At 28.5% G+C, this 14745-nt stretch carries 16 protein-coding genes; 2 read left to right on the top strand and 14 right to left on the bottom strand.

Features of this window, described 5'->3' with window-relative positions; translation table 11 throughout:
• Positions 1-401: 401 nt before the first annotated feature.
• The 6 genes from CM240_RS00640 to CM240_RS00620 form a co-directional block, all read right to left on the bottom strand.
• Positions 402-2405: a carboxypeptidase-like regulatory domain-containing protein gene (locus CM240_RS00640; protein WP_044035785.1), complete on the bottom strand. Its 2004-nt coding sequence runs from the start codon at positions 2403-2405 to the stop codon at positions 402-404.
• A gap of 38 nt (positions 2406-2443) precedes the next feature.
• Positions 2444-2590, bottom strand: a complete 147-nt coding sequence (locus tag CM240_RS17365; RefSeq protein ID WP_156930487.1) for a hypothetical protein — start codon at positions 2588-2590, stop codon at positions 2444-2446.
• Complete coding sequence (locus tag CM240_RS00635; protein ID WP_044035784.1) at positions 2587-3240, bottom strand: hypothetical protein; 654 nt, start codon at positions 3238-3240, stop codon at positions 2587-2589. Before CM240_RS00635 ends, CM240_RS17365 begins: the two co-directional genes overlap by 4 nt.
• 64 nt (positions 3241-3304) lie before the next feature.
• On the bottom strand, positions 3305-4120 hold the full coding sequence (locus CM240_RS00630) for a hypothetical protein (protein ID WP_044035783.1): 816 nt from the start codon (positions 4118-4120) through the stop codon (positions 3305-3307).
• A gap of 35 nt (positions 4121-4155) precedes the next feature.
• Positions 4156-4659, bottom strand: coding sequence for a signal peptidase I (locus CM240_RS00625; RefSeq protein ID WP_044035782.1), 504 nt, complete (start codon positions 4657-4659; stop codon positions 4156-4158).
• Between the two features lie 177 nt (positions 4660-4836).
• The gene (locus CM240_RS00620) at positions 4837-6177 is read right to left on the bottom strand and encodes a sodium-dependent transporter (protein ID WP_044035781.1); all 1341 of its coding nucleotides are present in this window, start codon (positions 6175-6177) and stop codon (positions 4837-4839) included.
• A 204-nt stretch (positions 6178-6381) separates the two neighbouring features.
• Between CM240_RS00620 and CM240_RS00615 the strand changes: the two genes are divergently transcribed.
• Positions 6382-7581: an iron-containing alcohol dehydrogenase gene (locus tag CM240_RS00615; protein ID WP_044035780.1), complete on the top strand. Its 1200-nt coding sequence runs from the start codon at positions 6382-6384 to the stop codon at positions 7579-7581.
• 157 nt (positions 7582-7738) lie between these two features.
• On the opposite strand, the gene CM240_RS00610 is transcribed toward CM240_RS00615, so the two are convergent.
• The 5 genes from CM240_RS00610 to CM240_RS00590 form a co-directional block, all read right to left on the bottom strand.
• On the bottom strand, positions 7739-8326 hold the full coding sequence (locus CM240_RS00610) for a hypothetical protein (protein ID WP_044035778.1): 588 nt from the start codon (positions 8324-8326) through the stop codon (positions 7739-7741).
• Between the two features lie 215 nt (positions 8327-8541).
• Positions 8542-9402 (bottom strand): cysteine ABC transporter substrate-binding protein, encoded by an 861-nt coding sequence (locus CM240_RS00605; protein WP_044035776.1) that lies wholly within the window; start codon positions 9400-9402, stop codon positions 8542-8544.
• A gap of 37 nt (positions 9403-9439) precedes the next feature.
• The gene (locus CM240_RS00600) at positions 9440-10186 is read right to left on the bottom strand and encodes an amino acid ABC transporter ATP-binding protein (RefSeq protein WP_044035774.1); all 747 of its coding nucleotides are present in this window, start codon (positions 10184-10186) and stop codon (positions 9440-9442) included.
• Between the two features lies 1 nt (position 10187).
• On the bottom strand, positions 10188-10865 hold the full coding sequence (locus CM240_RS00595) for an amino acid ABC transporter permease (RefSeq protein WP_044035772.1): 678 nt from the start codon (positions 10863-10865) through the stop codon (positions 10188-10190).
• Positions 10825-11505 carry an amino acid ABC transporter permease gene (locus tag CM240_RS00590; protein ID WP_044035770.1) on the bottom strand — a complete coding sequence of 227 codons (681 nt, stop codon included), beginning with the start codon at positions 11503-11505 and terminating at the stop codon, positions 10825-10827. Before CM240_RS00590 ends, CM240_RS00595 begins: the two co-directional genes overlap by 41 nt.
• A 354-nt stretch (positions 11506-11859) precedes the next feature.
• On the opposite strand from CM240_RS00590, the gene CM240_RS00585 reads away from it, so the two are divergent.
• Positions 11860-12195, top strand: coding sequence for a hypothetical protein (locus CM240_RS00585; RefSeq protein WP_044035769.1), 336 nt, complete (start codon positions 11860-11862; stop codon positions 12193-12195).
• A gap of 180 nt (positions 12196-12375) precedes the next feature.
• Here the strand turns inward: CM240_RS00585 and CM240_RS00580 are convergent, their stop codons facing one another.
• The 3 genes from CM240_RS00580 to CM240_RS16625 form a co-directional block, all read right to left on the bottom strand.
• Positions 12376-12753, bottom strand: coding sequence for a hypothetical protein (locus CM240_RS00580; protein WP_044035768.1), 378 nt, complete (start codon positions 12751-12753; stop codon positions 12376-12378).
• Positions 12754-13064: 311 nt separating this feature from the next.
• Positions 13065-13730, bottom strand: coding sequence for a hypothetical protein (locus tag CM240_RS00575; RefSeq protein ID WP_044035766.1), 666 nt, complete (start codon positions 13728-13730; stop codon positions 13065-13067).
• 17 nt (positions 13731-13747) lie between these two features.
• Positions 13748-14728, bottom strand: coding sequence for an RHS repeat-associated core domain-containing protein (locus CM240_RS16625; protein ID WP_051483609.1), 981 nt, complete (start codon positions 14726-14728; stop codon positions 13748-13750).
• Positions 14729-14745 lie beyond the last annotated feature (17 nt).

Here is a 14745-nt window from a genome sequence, read left to right as displayed (position 1 = left end):
TTTTTCTCATATAATCACATCAAAATATAGAATTATATATTAATGTATCTTTTGGTAAATTATATAATTATTTTCTACTTATTTCAAGGTTTTGCTTCATTATTTCTTCGGAAAAGTTTTTATATTTATTTAAATTTATTTAAATTTCTATTCAAAACTAATTCTTTTCACATTTTTACTAAAAATAACTCTTAATAAAATGCTACAAATAGCATTAATATTCTTTCTTTTTCACAATTTTATAATAAATATAGCTATTTTTATTTTTTCCATATATTATATAATTTTTAAGAAAAAATTTTTTCTATATATAAAAAGGCCAAAGTACACTACATCAATGTTGCACTTCGACCCTATAATTATTGAAGAGTGAATAGTCATAACTTTTCACTCTTCTCTCTTTACTGACTTATATTATTTTCTTGCGTTATCCTTGCCTTTAACTCACTATCAAATTTCAACTTAAATCCATCTTGAGATACAAAATCTATATTACCCTTTGAAAATAACTTTAAATTATAATCAACATTATAATAAAATCCTGGCTCAACCTTTAATGATATATCTTCTATAGAATACTTTTCTCCAGATTTTACTATTTTAATTTCTTTAACTATTGATTCCCCTACAGCGGTATTGCTACCCTTCTTATATTTATTTATTATGATATTACCTGTAAATTTTGTTTTTGCAACTATTATTGGATCTTTTCCACTTGGCAGCATATTTATATTTAATGTAACTATATCTCCAGAGTTAACATGATATATTGTGCTTACCCTATCATTATATGAAGGATGAGTAACTTTCAATATTACTTGACCCGGTGCTACATTCTCAATGTAATAATATCCATTCTCATCAGTTGTCACCTGTCCTTCTATTCCGCTTCCTGTAATAACTGCATCTTTTATAGGATTCCCTTCATTGTCTAGAATTCTACCTTCTATACCAGCACTTCTATCTACAGTTCCGTTAACAGTTATTTTTGCAAAATCTATTGCATAAGAATCACCACTAGCCACATCTCCTAATTTAATTTCTGTACCATCATAGTTTTTCCCAACGATAGTACCATCTCTAGGATCATCAATTTTTAATAACAATCCTTCGCCACCATTTTCTATGTATTTCAAAAGTCGTTTTGGTACTTCGAAAGTTACTAGATTGCCTCTTGGACCATGCTGGTCTATATTATTAATTATCTCTTCAAATTCAGGTACTCTAACCTCTGGATAATTCTCGTTACCTTCCACTGCTAAAGTAACCTGATACTTATTTCTAGATTTCGCTGAAAAAGATGATATTCTCCATTCTGAATCATCTGCTTTATATTCTTTAAAATCTTCTGATGGCTCCGGTTGAAGATCATCAAACATTACTTGAATAGTAGCACTAGACACCTTTTTATCTTTATCTTCTTCACTAATTTTATCATTATAAACAAACTTTAATGGTTCAACTTTTTGCATAGCACCCCAATCTACTCCATTAAAAATATGAGTTTCGTGATGTCCTAAAGTTGTATTAGTGTACCCATCAAAAAATATTTCTCCATTATCATCCTTTAAATCGCCTACTTTACTGGTATCTATACCCCAATATTTATCATAAAACTTACTTTCACTTGTCCAATTTCCATCTTCTTTTTTGTAAAAATATCCACCAAAACTACAACCATATCCACTTTGTGGCTTAATAGTTTTCCATTCTAATGGCCATTTGTAATTACTATTTTTCCAGGTTCCATCTTCACCAAAAGTAAGTCCTGCTTTAGTTGTATATAACAACACACTCCATGTATTACCAAAGCCACCACTACTAGTTCTATTATAGAAATTATAAAATCCCGTATTTACCATTTTTCTATCTGTTCCTTGTACATCTTCACTATCCTTAGGATATACATCTAAACTATGAACCGGCATTATTTCTTTAAATGGATCTAATCCATTATACCCAAATCCTAAATTATCTATATCGCCTACCAATACCTCAAACCCCATCATATCTTCTCTGTTATCTACATCAATATCATCATCGGAAATATTAGGGTCTCCTTCTTCTGTTCCGCCTACTTTTTCTCCCGTAAAAGTTAAATTTAAATTTAAGTTAGATGTTAAATTAGACTTATTTGTTATCTTTACTCCTTTATAACTTACCTCTAATCCATCCTCTGGATTAACTACGCTACCTTCAACATCTTCGCTGTTAGCATATTGCCACTTACTATCAGCAGTGTTTATCTCAACTTTACTATTTCCATTAGTTATATACATCCTATTAATTGAATTACTATTATAATTTTTCATTTTTACTTTAGAATTAAAATAACTATATCCTATATTAATAGTACAAACTGATGCAATAATCATGATGGTAATAGCAACTTTCTTTCCCTTCACCTACCATCACCTCTCATATAATAAATAAATTATATAACTTATTTATCATATTCTACTTCTAATGTAGCTATTTTTGAAGTTGATTCATTACTAAAATACCCATAACTAGAGTTTAAAGAAAACCCCATAAAAATTATCGATGTTAAGAGTATTAAAATCTTTATTTTAAATTTAGACTTACTCATACATCGTCACCCCTTCTATATCTTTTAGACATCATCAATAATATTCCAAAAATAACCATCGTTAATGAGCCTATGAACAAATTTGAAATACTAAGGATAGAACCTGTTTGAGTAATAAAAGTTGGCATATCTATATTAGTATCTTCTTCTACTTTAAATGCACTAGGATATAAAATATATTCATACCTTTTATTTTGAAGTTCATTTCCTGCCATTGAATTAAAATCTATAGCTATAGAAAACTTAACTGTTGAATCTAAATCCATAAATATTGGTTTGTCCAACATCACTGTTTTTTTCACTAACTCTTTTATTGTTCCTGAATATAATATTTCTTCTCCCATATTAATAGTTACATTATATTCATCATCTAATATTCCTTCTTTAGTAGCTTCTTCAACAGAATACCCTCTTCCTGTATCAATATCTTTAATTATGGTTCTATTAAAACTTATACCTTCTAAAAAACATTTTTCTTTCCATACATTTTTTATAACGAAATTCTTCGTTATCTTATCTGTCGGCCTCCAAACGCCATCTTCTTCAGTACTATATATATTTGTATTTTCCGCCCTCACTATTGTAGGATTTACAACTATAACTAACATAATCAGTAAAATTTTTATTATGCCAGGTACTTTCTTACTCATAGTTCACCTCCTCAAATAAAGATATGTTACACACAAATATTGATTTGTAATTTCTCACCTTCTATTAAGGTTGTATTGGATTTGTAACAGTTCCTGTTCCATCCACTCCAGATCCATCTTCATTCCAACCTGGATTATTTTCTTGAGTTGCTCTGATTTCAAATATCTTGCTTATATCAAAACCATCTTCAACATTTGTACCAGCTGCTTTATTTTGATATGTATTTCCAGTACCTAATGGTAACTCAAGTCTTACATCTACAAGTTGTGATTGTTTTCCAGCTATCGCTGCTAAATCAATTTTTATTCCTGCTGCTAAATCAACTTTTTTACCTTCAACATATAACTCCCATCCAGCATCAGTTAATTTCTTAACTTCTGCCTTTGCTGCAGCATCATTTAGAACATTTAATTGTGCTTTAATAGTTAAATTACTATTATTTTTAATTTCTAAACCTATCTTTCCCTCTTTATTCTTTGTTCCTAAAACTATAGCATCTCCTGGTCTTGTATATTTTATTTCTGCTGGAAGTGGTGAACCTATTTTAGCTCTACTTAATCCATTTACTGTTTCTTTTTCTGTTGCATTTATATCTGGACTAGCATTCTTTGCTTCATAATCTGCATCTGTTACTTTTACTCCTGCTGGCATTTCACTATATCTAGCTACATCATATGACCAATCTAATGAGTTTTCTCCTTCTGAAGTAGCTTGTGCTAATACCTGAACTTGTCCATTAGTAATTTGAATTTTTTGTAGTGCTTTTCCATCTGCATCGGTTATATTGTTTGATTTGTTAGTAAAGTAAGCAAATGATGTTGCTATTCCTGCTATTATTGTTGTTCCCAATAATAATGCAATAATCTTTTTCTTTCTCATAAAAACTCCTCCTAAAATTTAAAACAATTAATTTCTTAATTGTTTTTACTTTTTTTATTGTCTTTAAAAATAAAATCATATATGAAAATAAATATGATTATGCACCCTATTGTCACCATACCTATTGAAGATGTTGCAAAAGAAAAAATATATCCAATCTTAGGAATGGCAAAAATAAACTTTCCTATTACTTCTTTTTTGTCTATGGGATAATCTTCAACATTATTACTATCACCCTTAGTTGTAATTGTCTTATCATCAACTTTTATAGCTCTATGTGTTGCAACGATATCCTCATTATTAAAAGTTATAATATCTCCCTCTTTTATCTTCTCTACATTAACTTTCCTTACAAAAATCAAATCACCAGGATCAATTGTTGGCTTCATACTAGGACTTACAATTATATAAGTTCTATATTTTGTGATATTGTATACCTTATCTGATTTTGCTGATAAATTTCCTATAAGACCTATTGCAATTAAAATTATTATTAATGCAAAAATTATATTACCTGATACTCTTAAAAACTTTTTCATAACACCATACCCAATAATAAATAATTACCTTTATTGGTAAATTATATAATTATTTTTGCGCTATTTCAACGGTAAAAATATAACTTTCTTCGATAACTTTTACCATTTTATTACATGAATAAAAAAAAGACAGTCAAACTTTTAGTTCAACTGTCTTTTAATAGTATGTCCTTTTTATCAAATAACTCCTATAGATGACAAAAATACTATAATCAATAAGATAGGAGTCACAAATTTGATTATTATATAAGAAATTTTTGCTGCTGTAATATTTTGCTTTAAAGCACCTTCATTAGATAATTCATCTAAAAAGTCTTTTTTATTCACAAACCATCCTATAAATATAGCTATTATTAACCCACCTAATGGTAATAATATACTAGATGTTAATTTATCAAATGTATCAAATAGTGGATATTTGCTTAAAATCCCTCCACTTACTGTCATAGATGTTATTGCTGAAACAATAAATATTACACTTACAATTATAATAACAGCTTTTGTTCTATCCATTTTCTTTTCTTCAGTAAAATAAGCTACAAGAACTTCTATCATAGATATTAAAGCCATAGTAGATGCAAAAGCTGCTGTTAAAAAGAATGCAACAATTAATATTGATCCACCTGGTATTTTTGAAAATATAAGTGGAATTGTTTCAAATAATAATGATGGTCCAGAACTTGGATCTAATCCAAAAGAAAATACTGCTGGGAAAATAGCTAGTCCAGCTAATAATGAAACTAAAGTATCTGAAATTATAACTTTAGCTGCATTTCCATATAAATTACTATCTTTAGTATAATAACTTGCATAAGTAGTCATTGTTCCCATCCCTAAAGATAGTTTAAAAAATGATAATCCTAAAGCTGACACAACTACAGCCATGTTAACCTTTGAAAAATCAGGTTTAAATAAAAATTCTATTCCTTCTTTTGCTCCTGATAATGTTAATGATTTTATTACACAAATAACTAATAATATAAGTAATATCGGCATTAAAACCTTAGTTACTTTTTCAATTCCTTTCTTAACTCCAGAAATTAAAATTATAGATACTACTGTTAATACTATAAATACCCATATAGCTGGAGGAAAAATTGATGTAGTGGAACTAGTAAAAATCTCTTTTACTTCTGTATTAGTTACTCCTTTAAAAGTACCAGTTATAGATTTTAATACATATGAATATACCCAACCTGCTACTACTGCATAGAAAAATGCTATCATAGCTGTTGATGCCATTCCTAAGTATCCAATACTCTTAAATGCTTTTTTATTTGATAATGTTGTTACTGCTCCTATTATATTTTTCTTCGTTCTTCTTCCCATAAAAAATTCACAAAGCATAACAGGCAATCCTACAATGGCTATACATAATAAATATATAAGTATAAATGCCGCTCCTCCATTACTACCTGTTAAATATGGAAACAACCAAATGTTTCCTAAACCTACAGCTGAACTTAATGTTACTAAGAATACTGTAAGTCCTGATGAAAAACCTTCTCTCTGTTTCATATTAACTTCTCCCTTACTACTATTCTACTATGTCAATTATTATAATATGATTACAGATATTATACTTATTTTATCCGCTTTTATCAAGAAAAAGACAGAAAACATTCCTTTTCTATATTATTTTGTATTTTTATGATAATTATTTGAATTTTCCATATATTTGGATTAGAATATAATTAATAAATTTTTTAGGGAGGTTTTTTTATGTGGGAAAAGTCTATATCAATAACTGAAATTAGTGAAATTAGAACTAAAACAAACTTATATCTTGGTGTTGGTGCAATATCAAAAATAAATGATATCGCAAAAGAACTATCTAACAAAGGTATTAAAAAGGTTATCCTTTTGACAGGTAAATCTTCTTATATAAAAAATGGTGCTTGGGATCATGTAGAACCAGCATTAAAAAATAATGGAATTGAATACGTACTATTTAATAAAATCACTCCGAACCCTAACTCATATGATTGTGATGAAGCAACTAAACTTTCTATAGAATTTGGGGCACAAGCTGTTATTGGGATTGGTGGAGGAAGCCCTATAGATTCAGCTAAAACTGTTGCAATTATGTCTTGTTATCCAGAACACAGTACGTCTGACTTATATGAATTAAAATTTGCTCCAGAAAAGGCATTACCTATTATAGCTATCAACACTACTCATGGTACTGGTAGTGAAGTTAATAGATTTGCTGTTGTAAGTCTTCTTGATAAAGACTACAAACCAGCTATAGCTTATGATGTCTGCTATCCACTATATTCAATTGATGATGCAAAACTTATGACAGGTCTTTCAAAAAATCAAACTTCATATACCGCAGTAGATGCTGTTAACCACGTAATAGAAGCATGCACATCTCTTGTTGCAAGCCCTTACTGTATGTTACTTGCAAAAGAAACTGTTAGTCTGGTTGCAAAGTACCTACCTAAAGCTTTAGAAAATGGAGAAGATTTAGAAGCTAGATATTATTTAACTTATGCTTCAATGATTGCAGGAACATGCTTTGATAATGGTATGCTTCATTTAACTCATGCTCTTGAACATCCATTAAGTGCTGTAAAGCCAGATTTATCTCATGGTTTAGGACTTGGTGTTATTCTACCTGCAGTAATAAGAGCTATATACCCTGCTAGACCAGAAGTATTAGCTGAAGTTCTTGCGCCAATAGCTCCTGGTTTAAAAGGAACTGCTGATGAAACTGAAGTTGCCGCTGAAAAAGTTAAGACTTGGTTACAATCAGTAGGTGTAACTGATACATTAACAACTTTAGGTTTTTCAGAAAACGATGTGAAGAAATTAGTAGATCTTTCATTTAACACACCTAGCTTAGACTCACTTTTAGGTCTAGCACCAGTTAAAGCTACTGAAGAGTTAGTGGAAAATATTTATACTCAATCACTATAAACATAAATTATATAAATTTATGACACAACACTTATAATTCAAGAAATACCGTAGGAATTTCCACCTTAATTGTGAATTGTGAATTTTAAAAAAAGAGGCCTGCAAACAAATTTTCATTTGTTATTGCAATAGCCTCTTTACTTTTTAATATATATCATCATTCACCATCTAAAGGTTTTTGATTTATCTTATCTATCTTTTTTCTTCTCTTTTCTTCTTGCTTTCTTTCTCGTTCTTCAATCTTTTTATTTTTCTTCTCTTCTTTTTCTTTTAGTCGCGCTTCTTTTTCTTTCGCTTTTCTTTTATCTTCTTGTGCTTTTTCACCAGTATAATACCTTCTTATTCTTCTTGTATTTATATCTGCTATGCACATAGATAAAAAATTTATTGTTATAGCCAATAGAATTATAGTAGCTATATTAAAGTTTTTTATTGCAGCATCTATCACTGTATCAGGCTTCACAAATAATATTATAAACATTACTATAAATCCCACATAATATAGCACTTCTTGAATAACTCTATTTTTATTGGCAAGTACCTTACCAAACTTGGTATTTTTACACTGTTCATATCTCATTTTTTCAACATCTTCTGGCAATTCAAAACATGTTGATATGCTTATGATTAAAGCTCCTATTGCTAACCCGAATATTGATTTTTCATTTATTTCTACGTAATCACAAATACTTAATATTGTTAATACTGCAAAAACAACAACCATAAGTCTTTTACTTTTAATCATTTCAAGCCACCTCCCATTTTTACATTATTATACATTATTCTTCTTTTTTCTTCAAGTTATTACATTATATAGTGATGATAATATGAACCATTTTTCTAAATAATTTTATTTATTTTTATAAATTAAAGAATAATAATAAAAAAGGAGCTTTCGCTTACAACTTTTGTTGTAGCGAAAGCTCCTTTTACTTTTCTAATTTAATAAGTATACCTTTATTATACTTCTCCACCTTCAACAACTAATTTTTCCGCATCAATTGTATCACCATACACTGGTAATAATGTTTTTTCATAATCCTTATGGAAGAAATTCTCCTCAGCTAATGCTTTTATCTCATCATTAATCCAATTTAATAATTCAGTATTACCTTTTTGTACTGCTGGAGCAATAGTATCTATGTCCCCAATACTTTCAATACTTGTTGTAAATCCTTCATTCTTGTTAGACCATGCTAATGCCTCTGTGTTATCTGTAGCAAATGCATCACCTCTATTATCTATTAATGCATCATACGCTTCTTGATATTCATCATATTTTACTAGATTTATATCAGGATAATTTTCAGAGAAATAAGTTTCTGCTGTTGTTCCTTTTACAACAATTAATTTCTTATCTTTTAATTGATTAACATCAGTAATTAATGCATTATCTGGTGATACTATACCTAATGCTACCTTCATGTATGGAAGAGCAAAATCCACTTGTTCGCTACGTTCATCAGTTACAGTAAAATTAGCTAAAATGATATCAACCTTAGCAGACTTTAAATATTCTACACGACTTGCTGCCTCTACATAAACAAACTCTACTGCATTTTCATCTCCTAAAAGATCTTTACCAATTCTTTTTGCGAATTCTACATCATAGCCTTGAACTTCACCCTTAGAATCAACATATCCAAATGGATTTTTGTCACTAAATACACCAATTTTAATTTTTCCAGACTTCTTTATTTCATCTAACGACCTAGCCTTAGCTGTTCCTGATTTTATTTCCTCACTACTAGATCCTCCACAACCAACTAAAACTCCAATAGTAAATATAGCCGCCAATAATAACCCTATTATTTTCTTCATAATAATTCCCCCTTCTATAGTAAATAATTTTATATAATCAATTTTCATAGCTAAATGTATTTAAAAATTGTTTTGCTCTTTCTGTTTTTGGATTAGTAAAAAATTTATCCGGCGATGATTCTTCAATAATATTTCCTTCATCCATAAAAATCACCCTATCGGCTACTGCTTTAGCAAACTCCATTTCATGTGTTACAATTAACATAGTCATTCCTTCTTTCGCTAACTGTAACACAACCTGAAGTACTTCTCTTACCATTTCTGGATCTAATGCCGCTGTTATTTCATCTAATAATAAAATTTCAGGATGCATTATTAGTGAACGTACAATTGCTACTCTTTGCTTTTGTCCTCCAGATAATTGTCTTGGATAAACATTCTTCTTTTCTAAAAGTCCTACCCTATCTAGAAGCTCCTCAGCTTCCTTTATTACTTCATCTTTTTTTCTCTTTTGAACTAAAGTAGGTGCCAAAGTTATATTTTTAATTATAGTCATATTCGGAAATAGATCATAACTTTGAAATACCATACCTATTTTTTCACGAATTTCATTAACTTTCTTCTCATCTTCAGATATAGACTTGCCATTTAACTTAATAACACCAGAATCTATTGGTTCTAGTTTATTTAAACATCTTAAAAAAGTACTTTTCCCACATCCTGAAGGTCCTATAACAACTACAACTTCACCTTTTGTTAATGAAAATGAAAGATTGTTAAGAACTGGTCTGCTTTTATCATATGACTTGGTTAAATTTTCTACCTCTAATATTTTATCGCTCATACTAATCTTTTACCTTCCTTTCTAATACTTTAGATAATTTTGAAAATGGAAAGCATATTATAAAGTACATAAAAAATATTGTTCCATATATCCAAAGCGATGCACTTGGAATAGTATAACGATTTGCATCAATTATCTGCTTACCAACTTTCACCACTTCTACTACCCCTATAAGTACTACTAAAGATGTAGTCTTAATCATTCTTGTTAATAGATTCATCGCTGACGGTATCAATCTTCTAATAGTTTGTGGTATCAAAATATGAATAAATACTTGTTTCTTAGTCATCCCAAGTGCAAAACCACTTTCATATTGATGATTAGGAATTGAAATAAGTGCACTTCTTACTAAGTCTCCCATCTCTGCTGTACCCCAAAAAGTAAATACAATTATAGATGCCACTTCACCAGAAAGATTCACACCTAGATGCTTAGCTGCACCAAAATACACTAAAAATAACAATACAAGTTGTGGCATTATCCTTACAATTTCAAGATAAATTCTACATATAAAACGAATTATCTTATTATTACTAGTCATTATTATTCCAAATAATATTCCAAAGCCTATTGAAAAAATCATTGAAATTAGTGCTATTCTTAATGATACCAATATTCCTCCACATAACCTTAGAAAGTTATTGCCCTGAAATAGTACTTGTATTCCCAAATCCTGCATATCTGACCCTCCTCTCTATTAATGAACATATTATAGAAATAGGAAGCAAAATAATTAGATATGCTATTACTAACATTAATAATGCTTCATCAGTTTTGTAGTATATTCCAATTAAATCTTTAGCGACAAACATTAAATCCGCTAAAGCAACGGCACTAAATACTGAAGTTTCCTTAATTAAGAAAATTATATTAGCACATATTACTGGAATTGAAGTTGAAAATGCCTGTGGTAATATAATATGAGAAAACATCTGTACTTTTGTCATTCCTAAACTCAATGCTGATTCATATTGAACCTTTGACACATTTTCGATTCCCGAACGAAATGCTTCCGCCATATAACTTCCTCCAAGAAATGCTAGTCCAATAATTCCGCAACTTTCAGAACTTAATACAATTCCTAACTTCGGAAATCCAAAGTATAAAAAAAATAATTGTATTAATAATGGCGTATTTCTTGATAGTTCAATATATATAGATACAATTGTATTTAATCCTTTAATTTTCATAATATTTATTATGCTACAAAGAATACCAATAACTATAGATAGTAATATCCCAATAAAAGCAATCTTTACTGTTAAAATCATTGCATCAATATACATTGGATAATATGTTTTTATAAAATCTATATCCATATCTCAATCCTCCATTACTAGAACATACTTCAAATACACAGTAACCCGATAAGAATACTATAATATTCCTGTATTATTTTGTCAAGCTTTATCTTACATTTATGTTATATATTATATTCCTAAATATTCATAAAAGCATATAATTTTCTTAATCAATATGTTATTAATCTAAGCTTAATTAGATTAATATATTATTTTCTCAAGTTTTATAGGTAACTAAAGGGATTAAAAAATGATATCTTCTAATATTTATATGAACTCAATTTTATTTACATATTTACCGAAATTATAATTCACAAATTATGTATAATAGAGTATTATTATTAAATAATTACATTTAAAGGAGAGATTGTTTTGGAGTATTTAGGGCTTATTGCATTTATACTTATAATGAGTTATTCTTCATATCCAGCAAAGATAAAAAAAATAGAATCAAAAATAAAAAAACTTGAAAGAAATTTGAGAGGGGAAAAATCTATGTCTAAAATTTTATCTGAACTTATAAACAAAAAATGTATATTAGTAAGCGATATAGGCTTAACACTAGTTTCTAAAAAGGAAATAGAATGTACTATATTAGATGCTGACGATGAGTGGATCAAGTTTACTTACACCGATAAAAAAGGTGTTAGTAAGACAGAAATTCTTAGAGTTGAGGCAATTGAAAGAGTATCTTTCATTGAAAATTAAATAAGTCTACTATGATATTATGAAACTAAAAATAAAAATGGACAGTTAGTTTGTCCATTTTTATTTATTATTAAGTATCAACATTGAATTTATATATATTTCATACATCTCTATCGCCTATAAATATTAACTAATTCATTTTCATTTAACATCAAAAAAATCCTATATTTAAATTATGTACTATTTTTCTTTTGCTTTTTCCTGTTGTTCTATGTACTTTTTATGTGTTTTAGTTTTAGGTTTAACTATTAGAAATTGCATAACAGAAATTATAGCTATAATTACGCAAATTTCTCCATATCCATAATTTTTAAGAATATATGCTAATGGTTCACATATTCCTAAAATCAATATAGATATCTCTAATACTATATCTATATCTGTTCCAAATTTCAATTTTTTCACAAGTAAATATATAAATCTAATTATTACAGCAATTATTAATTCAGCTGCTAAAATTATCATAATACTAACCTCATCTATAAAAGTTAATCCTAATATAGCTATTATTCCACCTATGCTCGCTCCTATAATTTGAGCCTTCGTTTCGTTTTTCATAAACTTTCCCCTTTTAATATAATCTATCTATATGTATTCTTTTTACATCCACTATCCTTTTAGATTTATAGATATAGTATACCTTATCTATGTCATTTTCTACAATATATTCTATATTTTATTTTCTTGTCTCATATTTCTTATATATAATATTTCTTGGTTAAATTTCGTTGTTTAATTATTTTCCTAAAATCAAAGAGATAGAAAACTTTCATCTTCTATCTCTTTTCTTATCTTTTATATTTTATCAACATTTTAAATTAATGTGGAATAATGAAAAATTTAGTAATTAAACCTGCTTATATCTAATTTCATAGTTTAAATTTTATCTGAAAATTCAAATCTTTTCTTTTTCCTACACAAATACATACAATTATTACTTCTATAATTATTATACCTAATATCAACAACAACATGTTTTTTTCTAATACAATCCAAATAGGAGCATTATATAAATATATAATTTCCCCTACACTATTTTTTCCAATAACTTTTGTAAAAAACAACTTATTAGTTAACTTATATATACTCCCATCGTCAAGTTTAACATTTGACTTTCCTAATATTAACTCCTCATTTTTTTCTTTCTCAATATAATCTCCATTTAAATTATACTTTAATATTTCATCATCTCTATCAAGCTTAATTTGCAATAATTGATTTTTTAAATCTATATTAAAATTATATGAACCTAAAGTATTTATAACATACGAGTAAATAAATACTCCTTCCTTATTATATACATTTATTTTATTCTTAACTCCTAGATAAACATTTTTATCATTATCAACATCTATTCCATTAATGCCATACAACATTCCTTCCTTATCATCTCTTATATTTGAATTCATATTTCGTGGTAAGCTTCTCCCTTTATAAAACGATAGAATATATATTATAATAACTAAAAATAGCATAGATACTATACATATATTAAATATTATGAATTGCTTTTTATTAAAACCATTTTTTTTCATTTTTCTTATCCCCATTTCTATTGTTTTGGAAAAATATCTATTGTCCCATCGTATATATTTATTACTCCTAATGTATATGTAAATCCAGCCTCACCATATTCAGAAAATCCTATTTCTAACGGTGATACTCCAAAGCCTGGTTTTATACTAAATCCACTATATGATTTACCATTGGATCTTGGTATAATTGCATAACTAGCATCAATAGAAAATGGTGTTGCTTGTGCTGATATTCCAACTTCAGCTCCCCACCCATTAAGATTTTTATAATTATCTGCATTTGTAAACGTCGGTGAACCTAATATACTCAGATTAAGAGATGGACTTCCAATAGATCCTCCCCCAGAACCTGTAACTTGCAACGCTATATTTCCTCTTGTATCTCCAGTTACCACTAATGTTCCTTTAACTGATGCCATTGCATTTCCCGATACTGATAAAATAGGTATCGTAATAGTCCCTCTATTCTTATTAACCTTTCCTATCGTCTTTGCAACCAATGATATTGCTGTTAATATTGGTGAGGATAGAACTTTTGATTTTATTACACTCTGAACTACCGTCTTAACAACTTTTGACTCAGATACCTTTTTTATTACGTTCTTCACTGCCTTAGCTGCTTTCTTCATCCACTTTGGCCATTGACCACTTTCATCACTCATATTTACTGGATTATTAAAACAATATTTAAATGCATTGTGAGTTCCTAGTTCACCTATTTTTCCGCCTATGTTATCACAATTTACAAACCTTCCCCACTCTGCATTATAATATCTACTTTGCAGATAATACATTCCAGTTTCTTCATCATATCTATATCCTCTATATCTATATGGGTTCTTTTTACCTACACTATCCTTTAAACTTCCTGTTATTGATACTATATTTCCCCATGTATCATAACTATAACTTACTACTACTGTTCCTGTACTATCATGTAGTCCTATTACATCATTTTGTACATTTCTAATCCGATAGCTAGCATCCGTAACATCCACCTTGTGGATGAACGGTT

The organism is Clostridium bornimense (assembly GCF_000577895.1).
Classification (GTDB): Bacteria; Bacillota; Clostridia; order Clostridiales; family Clostridiaceae; genus Clostridium_AN; species Clostridium_AN bornimense.
This window is presented reverse-complemented; position numbering and strand designations above follow the sequence as displayed.

Excerpts from the sequence above, each read along its gene's own strand:
- CM240_RS17365 (WP_156930487.1), bottom strand. The coding sequence starts at position 2,590 with ATGAGTAAGTCTAAATTTAAAATAAAGATTTTAATACTCTTAACATCG.
- CM240_RS00635 (WP_044035784.1), bottom strand. The coding sequence starts at position 3,240 with ATGAGTAAGAAAGTACCTGGCATAATAAAAATTTTACTGATTATGTTA.
- CM240_RS00630 (WP_044035783.1), bottom strand. The coding sequence starts at position 4,120 with ATGAGAAAGAAAAAGATTATTGCATTATTATTGGGAACAACAATAATA.
- CM240_RS00625 (WP_044035782.1), bottom strand. The coding sequence starts at position 4,659 with ATGAAAAAGTTTTTAAGAGTATCAGGTAATATAATTTTTGCATTAATA.
- CM240_RS00620 (WP_044035781.1), bottom strand. The coding sequence starts at position 6,177 with ATGAAACAGAGAGAAGGTTTTTCATCAGGACTTACAGTATTCTTAGTA.
- CM240_RS00615 (WP_044035780.1), top strand. The coding sequence starts at position 6,382 with ATGTGGGAAAAGTCTATATCAATAACTGAAATTAGTGAAATTAGAACT.
- CM240_RS00610 (WP_044035778.1), bottom strand. The coding sequence starts at position 8,326 with ATGATTAAAAGTAAAAGACTTATGGTTGTTGTTTTTGCAGTATTAACA.
- CM240_RS00605 (WP_044035776.1), bottom strand. The coding sequence starts at position 9,402 with ATGAAGAAAATAATAGGGTTATTATTGGCGGCTATATTTACTATTGGA.
- CM240_RS00600 (WP_044035774.1), bottom strand. The coding sequence starts at position 10,186 with ATGAGCGATAAAATATTAGAGGTAGAAAATTTAACCAAGTCATATGAT.
- CM240_RS00595 (WP_044035772.1), bottom strand. The coding sequence starts at position 10,865 with ATGCAGGATTTGGGAATACAAGTACTATTTCAGGGCAATAACTTTCTA.
- CM240_RS00590 (WP_044035770.1), bottom strand. The coding sequence starts at position 11,505 with ATGGATATAGATTTTATAAAAACATATTATCCAATGTATATTGATGCA.
- CM240_RS00580 (WP_044035768.1), bottom strand. The coding sequence starts at position 12,753 with ATGAAAAACGAAACGAAGGCTCAAATTATAGGAGCGAGCATAGGTGGA.
- CM240_RS00575 (WP_044035766.1), bottom strand. The coding sequence starts at position 13,730 with ATGAAAAAAAATGGTTTTAATAAAAAGCAATTCATAATATTTAATATA.